The sequence below is a fragment of the Zymomonas sp. genome, assembly GCF_020216885.1.
GTDB lineage: Bacteria > Pseudomonadota > Alphaproteobacteria > Sphingomonadales > Sphingomonadaceae > Zymomonas.
Window position 1 is genome coordinate 1 of the sequence record NZ_JAIWON010000017.1, and the last position, 10,000, is coordinate 10,000.

Sequence of the window (10,000 nt, forward strand, 5' to 3'; positions counted from 1 at the left end):
TATTGCATCAAATATGTTATTACAGTTATTGGTTTTGTCATGAAAAAATAGCCTTTCTCCAAGATGAACGGAAATACCCAAAGAAATATTATTCTTCATACGAAATATAAAAAATATTGGGATGGGGACTGAAAACAAAGATTTTTCTGCTCTGGTAAAAAGGACAAAAGCTTTCTGCACTTTGATGCTTTTGATTATGGATAGGAAAATCACTTCAAAAGATAAAGAATTGTAGCGGATCACATCATTAAAATGATAGGCTTCCTCTCGGAATAAAACAGCGTCAGCATTCTCTAAAAAGAATAGTTTCTTTCTAATTCACGACGCTCATTTTAGCTAAAATTTTTAAATAGACCGCCTAATATCTATTTATGTCTGAATACTATTTAACTGATTAGCTGAATGTCTATTCAACCAATCAGAGGTTTAACTCTCAAATTAAACCAAAGATTTCTGCGGTAATTTTATTTATCACCCTAGCTCAAGGTCTATTTTCAGATGGATTGCCCTCATCCTCACCGACTGGAATATTTTGAGCATTCGAGGCTGCCAAGCTCGATAAATCAGGCAAAGGCAACTTAACACTGCCTCCGGGTGAAACACCTAATTCTGCTAGAGGATCACGGGGCGGATCTTTCTCTAATACATCCAGATTGACACGCCCATTCATATCCATTTCTACTTCACTATTCGCCATCGCCGCACTCTGATCTTCCTTTGGTGCCAAACTAAGTAAGAAAGCCGCAAAAGAGACGAGTAAAATCACACCCGCAAGACCGGTCAGGCCAACTTTAATGCGTTGACCGCTTTGGTTATCCGGAAATCTGGGGCGTTTACTGGGCATAGGAAAAAATCGGATACTTCCTGAAAGGTGAATACTATATCTCAAACATTATAACGGCAAGGAAAGCAACTATTTAGCCAGCCATTCTGGAACAGGCAGATCATGCGCAATCAGCCAATGGCGATTATATAAAGTTGAGAGATAGCGTAATCCAGAATCAGCCAAAATCGTAACAATCGTTTTTCCGGGGCCCAATTCTTTGGCCAGTTTAATGGCACCTGCGATATTGATCCCTGACGACAGCCCAACAGACAACCCTTCTTTTTGAAGAAGCTGATAGATTTGTGCTAAACCTTCCTGATCGCTAATTAAAAACTGGTTATCGACCGGTGCGCCATCAAGATTGCCTGTAATTCGACTTTGACCAATCCCTTCGGCAATAGAATGTCCCTCTGCTCGCAACTCACCGCTAGTATAATAATTATATAAAGCCGCCCCATAAGGGTCAGCCAACGCCACCACGATATCGGGATTATGCTCTTTCAGACCTAATCCGGTTCCAGCAAAGGTGCCGCCTGTTCCGGCTGCACAGATAAATCCGTCAATATGCCCTTCTGTCTGCGCCCAAATTTCCTGCGAAGTTGTTTTAATATGCGCCATCCGATTGGCCAGATTGTCAAACTGATTCGCCCAGATCGCATTATCTGTCTCTTGCGCCAACCGCCGCGACATATGAACATAATGGGCGCTATTGGAATAAGAGGTTTCCGGCACCAAAACTAATTCAGCCCCCAAGGCCTGAAGGGTCGCAATCTTTTCCGAACTTTGGGTTTCCGGCATGACAATAATGGTATGATAGCCTTTGGCTGCTCCGACCAAAGTTAGTCCGATTCCGGTATTGCCTGTTGTGCCTTCAACAATTACGCCGCCGGGTTCAATGATCCCCTGCTCTTCTGCATCTTCAATAATCGACAAAGCAGCTCTATCTTTGATAGACCCCCCAGGATTAGTAAATTCACATTTGGCATATATATTACACCCTGTCAGTTCGCTGGGGCCTTTCAGCCGGACAAGCGATGTATTGCCAATCATGGAAAGAATATTTTCGGCCTTTTTAGGCACAGAAGAAGATGCAATGTTCATAGCGTTTCTTTCATAGCGGAGCTATGGCCGGAGCCAAACAGGGTTTTGACAGAAAACTCTATAGAATAGTATCAACAACGCATATAATTTTCATTAAAGATAGGTTGGGTGCTGACAGAAAGGTTACACTTCGCTATCGGCTAAAATATGACCGAAGAAAACAGCAGCATAACCGCCGAGACTGTGGCCAGTCATGGCTTATCCCCCGAAGAATATGACACCATTAAGCAGGCACTGGGCAGAACGCCTAATTTGGTGGAATTAGGCATCTTTTCTGCCATGTGGTCAGAACATTGCTCTTATAAAAGTTCAAGAAAACATTTAAGAGAGCTGCCGACCACAGGTTCGCAAGTCATTTGCGGCCCCGGTGAAAATGCCGGTGTTATCGATATTGGTGACGGACAAGCCGCCATTTTCAAAATGGAAAGCCATAATCATCCCAGCTATATCGAACCCTATCAGGGTGCCGCCACCGGCGTTGGTGGTATTTTACGAGACGTCTTCACGATGGGCGCCCGTCCGGTTGCGAATTTGAACGCGCTTCGCTTTGGCCGCCCCAAACATCCGAAAACGCCGCATCTGGTTTCCGGTGTTGTCGCCGGTATTGGCGGCTATGGTAACTGCGTTGGTGTCCCAACGGTTGGCGGCGAAGTCAATTTCCATCCGTCTTATGATGGTAATAATCTGGTGAACGCCATGACGGTTGGTGTCGCCGAAACAAACAAGATTTTTTATTCTGCGGCATCGGGCGCAGGCAATCCGATTGTTTATGTTGGTTCCAAAACAGGCCGTGACGGTATTCACGGCGCAACGATGGCTTCTGCCGATTTTGGTAAAGATACCGAAGAAAAACGTCCAACGGTGCAGGTGGGCGATCCTTTCTCTGAAAAACTCCTTATTGAAGCCTGTTTGGAATTGATGGCCTCTGATGCCATCGTCGCTATTCAGGATATGGGAGCCGCTGGTCTCACCTCCTCTGCTGTTGAAATGGCTTCCAAAGGTGAAGTCGGCATTGAATTAAACATGGATAGGGTGCCTTGCCGCGAAGAAGGCATGACTCCTTATGAAATGATGCTTTCCGAATCACAGGAACGCATGTTGATGGTCTTAAAGCCCGGACGTGAAGCCGAGGCAGAAGCTATTTTCAAAAAATGGGAACTTGATTTTGCTATCATCGGTCGCGTCACCGACAGCAAACATATGGTTCTGACATGGAAAGGGGATATTGTTTGCGATATTCCTTTGGCACCGCTCGCCGATAATGCCCCTTGCTATGATCGCCCTTGGATAGCAACGCCCAAAGCCACGGCGTTAGGCACTGTTCCTGCTTCCGGTTCTATCACTGACAATCTGGTAACCTTGGTCGGTTCTCCTGATCTTGCCAGCCGCCGTTGGATCTGGGAACAATATGATAATATGGTTGGTGCCGACACCGTTCAATGTCCGGGTGGTGATGCTGCGGTTGTCCGAGTTCACGGCACCGAAAAAGCCTTGGCGATGAGTGTGGATGTCACGCCACGCTATTGCCGTGCCGATCCCGAAGAAGGCGGGAAACAGGCTGTTGCCGAATGTTATCGCAATATTACGGCGGTCGGTGCTTTACCTTTGGCTTCAACGGACTGCCTGAATTTTGGTAATCCTGAACGCCCTGAAATTATGGGTCAAATTGTCGGTGCGATTAAAGGAATCGGTGAAGCCTGCCGCGCCTTAGATATGCCCATCGTTTCAGGTAATGTTTCACTCTATAATGAAACACGTCAAGATGACGGTAGCAACCTTGCGATTTTGCCAACGCCTACAATCGGTGGTGTCGGCCTTTTGCAGGATTGGCGAGATAGCACAACGATTGCCTTTAAAAATACCGGCGAAGAAATCTATCTGGTCGGTAATAGTGGTCAAGGTCATTTAGGTCAGTCGATCTGGCTGCGCGAAATAGCCGGTCGTGAGGAAGGCACTGCCCCATCCGTTGATCTGACGCAGGAAAAAGCCACTGGTGATTTTATCCGTGCGATGATTCAGGACGGAATGCTTTGCGCTGTTCATGACATCAGCGATGGTGGCTTGGCAGTTGCTTTGGCTGAAATGGCTTTGGCGGGCAATATCGGTGCTACGGTCGAAGCGCATGATAAAGCCATTTCAGACCATGCCTATTATTTCGGTGAAGATCAGGGACGCTATTTAATCTCCTCGACCAACGCCGTGGCTTTAGTTTCTGCCGCCGAAAAAGCCGGTATTCCGGTATTCCGTTTGGGTGTCACTGGTGGCGATGCTGTGGTTTTAAACAGCCAGTCGGTTTCACTGGAAAAATTACGGAAATCTCATGAGGCTTTTCTGCCCGAATTGATGCAGTAAATAACCGTCAAAACGGATATCAAAAAGGGCTTGGATTTTTCCAAGCCCTTTCTTTTTTCAATCACCAGACTTCAATTTTTACCCTATACTGGGTCGGCCAATGCCATGATAAACAAGTCCAGCTTTTTTCGCCTCTTCTTCAGTATAAATATTGCGAAGATCAATCAATAACGGGTTTTTCAACAATCCAGCGACCCGCTTTAGATCCAATGCCCGAAAAGCATCCCATTCTGTAACAATCACCAAAGCCTCGGCATTTTCGGCAACTTTATAAGGCTCATTTTCAAAAACAACATTCGGTAATAACGGCCGCGCCTGTGCCACACCTTCTGGGTCATAGGCATGAATAATCGCTCCTGCATCTTCTAATCCCTGAATAAGGGCTAAAGAAGGTGCATCGCGCATATCATCCGTATTTGGTTTAAACGTTAACCCTAAGAGACCAATTTTTTGACCTCTTATATCTTTCCCAATCGCCTGTAAAACTTTCCGAGCCATCGCTCTTTTGCGGATATTGTTGGCGGTAACGACTGATTCTACCACACGCAGAGGTGTTGCAAAATTTTCAGCTGTTTTTAAAAGGGCTAAGGTATCTTTTGGAAAACAAGATCCCCCATATCCGGGGCCTGCATGTAAAAATTTAGAACCGATACGATTGTCTGCACCAATCCCACGGGCAACATCTTGAACATCGCCTCCAACCGCTTCACATAAATCAGCCATTTCGTTGATAAAGGTGATCTTCGTCGCCAAAAAAGCGTTGGAAGCATATTTTATCAATTCAGCCGATCGACGACTGGTAAATAAAATGGGCGACTGGTTCAGATAAAGCGGCCTATAAATTTCCTGCATGATCTCGCGGGCTTCAGGATTTTCTGTCCCGATAACAATACGATCAGGACGCTTAAAATCGCCAATAGCCGCGCCTTCCCGTAAAAATTCGGGATTAGAGGCTACCCAGATTTTTTTATCAGGCGCAATCTCTCGGATGATCCGCTCGACTTCGTCTCCCGTCCCGACAGGAACGGTTGATTTATCGACCACCACCGTATTATCTGAAACAGAAGCCGCTATTTCTTTCGCCGCTGCAAAAACATAGGATAAATCAGCATGGCCATCACCACGACGTGAAGGTGTGCCCACTGCAATAAAGACCGCATCCGCATCTTTAACAGAAGAAGCCAAATCATTGGAGAAGGAAAGTCGCCCAGCCTTAACGTTATTGGCAACCATATCCGCAAGACCCGGCTCATAAATCGGCATAACGCCTTTTTGTAAAAGCGCTATCTTCTCTTGGTCATGGTCAACACAGATGACATTATGACCGAAATCAGAAAAACAGGCGCCGGAAACCAGCCCGACATAGCCGGAACCGATCATGGTAATGCGCATAAAATTCTTATCCTTCTCCAGACCTGAACGGATAGCGCCTTATTCAGGTTTTGCTCTTTAGTCTTTTGCTAAAGTCATTTTTCTAAGACGGGCATAAAAGGGCTGGAGATTTTTCAGAAAGCAAGAATTCTTCCCCTTCCGATCTACCTCCTAAAAAGCCCTCAAATCAGTTTATAAAAAGAAAACTGTGACAGGGATATGAATATAAAGGATCAATCCCCCAGATATTCAGCCCAACAATGAGGTGTTTCATAAACAGTAACGGCAGCCAAAAGCGGCAAATCATTTTTGATTTTACGCCATATCCACTGGGAAATATTTTCAGCCGTTGGATTTTCTAAACCGGGAATATCATTCAAACAATAATGGTCGAGTTGTTTCAGCACAGGGCCAAAGATATGCTCGACATCAAAAAAATCGACAACAAAACCGGTTTCAGGATTAACCGCCCCTTCCAGTCGCAACTCAACCCGATAACTATGGCCGTGTAACCGACGGCAACGATGGGTTTCCGGCACATGCGGCAGACGATGCGCGGCCTCGAAAGTAAAGGCTTGCGTGATTCTCATATTTTTCTCGTGTCAGGTTAGAAGTTGATTCTTCGGTGAATAACCGGAACTCTCAAAATAATATAAGCCTTATAGCGACAAATCCTCGGAATATGCGTCTTTTTTCACTTTAATTTAAACAAACTAAATATCAAACTTTTTATTGTGAAGGATAAATGTTTAATAAAATTGCTAATGAGAGTATTTTGCAATAGACAACCTTGAAAAGCTCTGCTAGATTTCAAATACCCACTAAGAATGATGAAGGCAGGAAAATGCGGAATTTAATGTCACTTTTTGTTGCAGCGGGTATTTTGGCGATGGCACCGGCAAGCTATGCTCAGGCGTCCTCACCAAAATCAGCAAAAATGAAATGTCAGTGTCATTGCAAAAAAGGATGCTGTCATCACCGTTCCGATCACCGAATGCATCATCATGATGAACCCAGTCCCAACACTCCAAAAACTGAAAGCTGATATCTGATGTCCTAATTCTACCTTACCCTACTCTTTGCAGAATATAGTCAACCCGATAAAAGCCGGATATTTATATCCGGCTTTTATTGTTCCAGCACTTACCCTGATAGATTATCTTCTAAAAGAAGGATCACTCTGGATTGATTTTTTCATCGACAAAAAGATCAGCCCATGACATTTTCTACGCTGATCCTTTCAGGAGAATTTTTTAATGCGTATTCTGCTTTCCGCTTTAACCGCCTTGGCGGTTGTTACTACTGCTGCCCCTGCTTTCAGCGCACCCTGCCGCGATGGCCGTGGCCGCTTTGTCAAATGCGATGTTAGAAGACCCCTTCCGCCAAAACGCTGCCGTGATAATCGCGGTAAATTCGCCAAATGCGATCTTGGTCGTGATGGCGACCGTCGCGCGCCTCGTGATGATCGCGCGCCTGACAATCGTGGTCGTTAATCCGGCAAGGGGGCTGACTTTGGTCAGCCCCTTTTTTACTCTTTATCCTCTATTCTTGGCGTAATTTCCAACAAGGGTGGTTCTTTGATTTCCCGCTCTTTGGTCTCAATATTCAATTCGCGAAATTTACGCGCTGTTACCAAAACACGGGATTCGAAAGATCCGACAAATCTATTATAATTTTTAACGCTATTTTCTAAACTATTCCCCAAAGCCCGCATATGAGCATCCACCTTGGAAATCCGCTCATATAATTCCTTGCCCAATTCGCCGATTTTTCGAGCATTATGGGCAATATCTTCCTGCCGCCAAACAGCAGCCACCGTGCGGGCAATGGCGATCAAATTTGTCGGCGTTGCTAATAAAACCCGCTTTTGAAAAGCATATTCCCATAAATTATGGTCTTGCTCCAAAGCAGCGGATAAAAAATGCTCCCCCGGAATAAACATGATCACGTAATCAGGGGCTTCTTTGAACTGATCCCAATAATTTTTCTGACTCAATCCATCAATATGCGCTTTGATTGCCTTGCTATGGGCTTGCAAATAAAGCTGTCTTTTATCCTCATCGACCGCATCATAGGCGTCTTGATAAGCATTCAAAGAAACTTTGGAATCCACGACCAAAATCGAACCATTCGGAATTCGGATAATCGCATCCGGCCTTAATCGGCCTTTTTCACTATTAACGCTAACTTCGGTTTCAAAATCGACATATTCACTTAAACCACAGCTTTCCAAGACATTGCGAAGCTGCTGTTCGCCCCAACATCCGCGCGCTTTTGGCGCTGTTCTTAAAGCATTGACCAGCTTATTGGCCTCATTTTTAACGGCTTCTTGTCCTTCTCTCATAGTAGAAACCAATGCCGTCAGACTGCCATATTCAGTCTGTCGTAACTGCTCCGCTTCTTTTACCGAGGCTTCATAGCGTTTCAGACTATCTTTTACCGGTTGTAATAATAATTCGAGCTTGGCCTCGCCCTCGCGTTCGGATTTAGAAAAACGCATCTGGGCTTGTTCTAAAAATTGACCATGGGCTTTTTCGAGGGTTTTGGCTGCCAAACTGTCAAATTTCTGCGACAAAGCCTCTTCTGTGGCTTTTAACTGCTCGATTTGTTGGCAATAGGCTTTTTCGCGTTCTTCTTCGCCACGCTTATTCGCAGCCTGCTCCGCCATCAACAGCGTGGTTTTTTCGCGCCAGCTTTCTACCGCCTGTTCCAAAGCCGGTATTCTTCTCGCCTGCTCTTCTGCTTTTGCCCATTCGACGGCCTGCTTCTGCCATCGGTTCAGCTCATCCTTTTGCTGTTTGACAAAAAACAGTAATGGTAAGGCCGCGAAAAGCAGCCCAACCAGAAAAGCAAGAAAAGGCAAAATAACAGCCATCACGATTTCCTCTTCAATAAAGAAGCCGGAATATCAATGGCCATATTCAGCCTTTCCGGTAGCATACTTCTTTCGACTATCGGGGTAATTAATAAGAGGCTTCTTCCCGCAATTTGCGTTCTTTAACCAGCTTTTTCATCAACATACCACGCTTTAACCGTGACAAATGATCAATGAACAAAATGCCTTCCAGATGATCCATCTCATGCTGAAGACAGGTTGCTAATAAACCTTCAATTCGTTCTTCATGGACATTGCCTTCACGATCCTGCCATTTGGCATTGATAACGGCTGGTCTTCTCACTTCACCATATTGATCAGGAACCGACAGACAGCCTTCGGTATAAAGCCGCTTTTCTTCGCCTTCCGGTGTCAGTTCGGGATTGATAAAGACCATGGGCTTACGCTTGGCTTCACCACCTTCTTCTTCGGGCTGCTGTAAATCAATTACCAATAATCTTTTGGCAACACCGACCTGAATAGCCGCCAATCCGATGCCGGGGGCTTTATACATGGTTTCAAACATGTCATCGATCAGACGCTGCAAATTGTCATCAAAGACTTCGACCACAGTCGATTTTTCACGCAAACGCGGATCAGGTACTTCCAGAATGGGCAATAAAGCCATAATTACTTTCTCAAAATAAAGGTCATGATACAGGTCGTCTAGCACGCAAAGCTTGCGCTAAAGTGCCATCATCTAAATAGTCAAGCTCCCCTCCTACAGGAAGACCATGCGCCAATTGGGTAATTCTCACCGGATATTTTTCTAAACAATCCGTTATATAATGCGCGGTCGTCTGGCCTTCTAACGTGGCATTCATGGCCAAGACAACCTCTTTAATTTTTCCCGATTGCACCCGCTTCACAAGGGCATCAATCGACAGATCTTCGGGGGCTATCCCGTCCAAGGCCGATAACCGCCCGCCAAGAACATGAAAGCGCCCCGCAAATAAACGCGACCGATCAAGCGCCCATAAATCAGCCACTTCTTCAACCACGCACAGCAAGGCATCATCCCGCTTGGGGTCGGAACAGATTGAACAAGGATTGCAACTATCAATATTGCCACATTCAGGACAAATAACCAAAGACTGTCGCACCTCATCCAAGGCCTGTGCCAGATTATAAAGCGCGGTTTCTCTTTTTTTAATCAGATAGAGCGCCGCCCGCCTTGCCGATCGCGGGCCCAATCCGGGCATAACAGCCAGACTCTTGATAAGATTTTCTATAGGAGAAGCAGACATCTCTTATCAGATAAACCTTTATACAAAAATCGGTAGGGGCTTTCCGGCGGATAAAAAGCCAAAAATGCGGTTATTTTTTAAGTATTTGTAAAATTACCGCTATTCACCGCTTGCAATATGCGGCCATGCGCGCTTTTTCTCGCAACATGAAAATTATTTTTATGGGAACCCCCGATTTCGCCCTACCGACATTAAACGCCTTGGTTGATGCCGGACATGAGATAGTGG

11 protein-coding genes are annotated in these 10,000 nt (G+C 45.4%); 3 read left to right on the top strand and 8 right to left on the bottom strand.

Annotation, left to right across the window (positions count from 1 at the left end; all coding sequences use genetic code 11):
* The 3 genes from LDL18_RS00890 to LDL18_RS00900 form a co-directional block, all read right to left on the bottom strand.
* Positions 1–180 (bottom strand): hypothetical protein (locus tag LDL18_RS00890; RefSeq protein WP_296506177.1); only part of this gene is annotated, 180 nt, incomplete at its 3' end.
* Positions 181–481: 301 nt separating this feature from the next.
* Positions 482–844, bottom strand: a complete 363-nt coding sequence (locus LDL18_RS00895; RefSeq protein ID WP_296506179.1) for a hypothetical protein — start codon at positions 842–844, stop codon at positions 482–484.
* A 69-nt stretch (positions 845–913) separates the two neighbouring features.
* A complete protein-coding gene (locus LDL18_RS00900) occupies positions 914–1,927 on the bottom strand; it encodes a cysteine synthase A (protein WP_011240691.1) in 1,014 nt (337 codons plus the stop codon).
* A 147-nt stretch (positions 1,928–2,074) separates the two neighbouring features.
* Between LDL18_RS00900 and purL the strand changes: the two genes are divergently transcribed.
* A complete protein-coding gene (gene purL, locus LDL18_RS00905) occupies positions 2,075–4,279 on the top strand; it encodes a phosphoribosylformylglycinamidine synthase subunit PurL (protein ID WP_296506188.1) in 2,205 nt (734 codons plus the stop codon).
* A 78-nt stretch (positions 4,280–4,357) separates the two neighbouring features.
* Here the strand turns inward: purL and LDL18_RS00910 are convergent, their stop codons facing one another.
* A complete protein-coding gene (locus LDL18_RS00910; protein WP_296506190.1) occupies positions 4,358–5,671 on the bottom strand; it encodes a UDP-glucose/GDP-mannose dehydrogenase family protein in 1,314 nt (437 codons plus the stop codon).
* Between the two features lie 212 nt (positions 5,672–5,883).
* Entirely contained in the window at positions 5,884–6,240 is a 357-nt protein-coding gene (gene queD / locus LDL18_RS00915; RefSeq protein WP_011240688.1) for a 6-carboxytetrahydropterin synthase QueD, read from the bottom strand.
* Positions 6,241–6,494: 254 nt separating this feature from the next.
* On the opposite strand from queD, the gene LDL18_RS00920 reads away from it, so the two are divergent.
* On the top strand, positions 6,495–6,695 hold the full coding sequence (locus tag LDL18_RS00920) for a hypothetical protein (RefSeq protein ID WP_296506197.1): 201 nt from the start codon (positions 6,495–6,497) through the stop codon (positions 6,693–6,695).
* Positions 6,696–6,906: 211 nt separating this feature from the next.
* On the top strand, positions 6,907–7,143 hold the full coding sequence (locus LDL18_RS00925) for a hypothetical protein (RefSeq protein WP_296506200.1): 237 nt from the start codon (positions 6,907–6,909) through the stop codon (positions 7,141–7,143).
* A 35-nt stretch (positions 7,144–7,178) separates the two neighbouring features.
* Here the strand turns inward: LDL18_RS00925 and rmuC are convergent, their stop codons facing one another.
* The 3 genes from rmuC to recR all read right to left on the bottom strand — a co-directional run bounded on the left by rmuC (position 7,179) and on the right by recR (position 9,772).
* Positions 7,179–8,525 (bottom strand): DNA recombination protein RmuC, encoded by a 1,347-nt coding sequence (gene rmuC / locus LDL18_RS00930; RefSeq protein WP_296506203.1) that lies wholly within the window; start codon positions 8,523–8,525, stop codon positions 7,179–7,181.
* An 88-nt stretch (positions 8,526–8,613) separates the two neighbouring features.
* On the bottom strand, positions 8,614–9,153 hold the full coding sequence (def, locus tag LDL18_RS00935; protein ID WP_296506207.1) for a peptide deformylase: 540 nt from the start codon (positions 9,151–9,153) through the stop codon (positions 8,614–8,616).
* Positions 9,154–9,175: 22 nt separating this feature from the next.
* Positions 9,176–9,772 carry a recombination mediator RecR gene (gene recR, locus LDL18_RS00940; RefSeq protein WP_296506205.1) on the bottom strand — a complete coding sequence of 199 codons (597 nt, stop codon included), beginning with the start codon at positions 9,770–9,772 and terminating at the stop codon, positions 9,176–9,178.
* Between the last annotated feature and the right edge of the window lie 228 nt (positions 9,773–10,000).

Excerpts from the sequence above, each read along its gene's own strand:
- LDL18_RS00925 (WP_296506200.1), top strand. The coding sequence starts at position 6,907 with ATGCGTATTCTGCTTTCCGCTTTAACCGCCTTGGCGGTTGTTACTACT.
- queD (WP_011240688.1), bottom strand. The coding sequence starts at position 6,240 with ATGAGAATCACGCAAGCCTTTACTTTCGAGGCCGCGCATCGTCTGCCG.
- LDL18_RS00900 (WP_011240691.1), bottom strand. The coding sequence starts at position 1,927 with ATGAACATTGCATCTTCTTCTGTGCCTAAAAAGGCCGAAAATATTCTT.
- recR (WP_296506205.1), bottom strand. The coding sequence starts at position 9,772 with ATGTCTGCTTCTCCTATAGAAAATCTTATCAAGAGTCTGGCTGTTATG.
- LDL18_RS00920 (WP_296506197.1), top strand. The coding sequence starts at position 6,495 with ATGCGGAATTTAATGTCACTTTTTGTTGCAGCGGGTATTTTGGCGATG.
- LDL18_RS00910 (WP_296506190.1), bottom strand. The coding sequence starts at position 5,671 with ATGCGCATTACCATGATCGGTTCCGGCTATGTCGGGCTGGTTTCCGGC.
- LDL18_RS00895 (WP_296506179.1), bottom strand. The coding sequence starts at position 844 with ATGCCCAGTAAACGCCCCAGATTTCCGGATAACCAAAGCGGTCAACGC.
- def (WP_296506207.1), bottom strand. The coding sequence starts at position 9,153 with ATGGCTTTATTGCCCATTCTGGAAGTACCTGATCCGCGTTTGCGTGAA.
- purL (WP_296506188.1), top strand. The coding sequence starts at position 2,075 with ATGACCGAAGAAAACAGCAGCATAACCGCCGAGACTGTGGCCAGTCAT.
- rmuC (WP_296506203.1), bottom strand. The coding sequence starts at position 8,525 with ATGGCTGTTATTTTGCCTTTTCTTGCTTTTCTGGTTGGGCTGCTTTTC.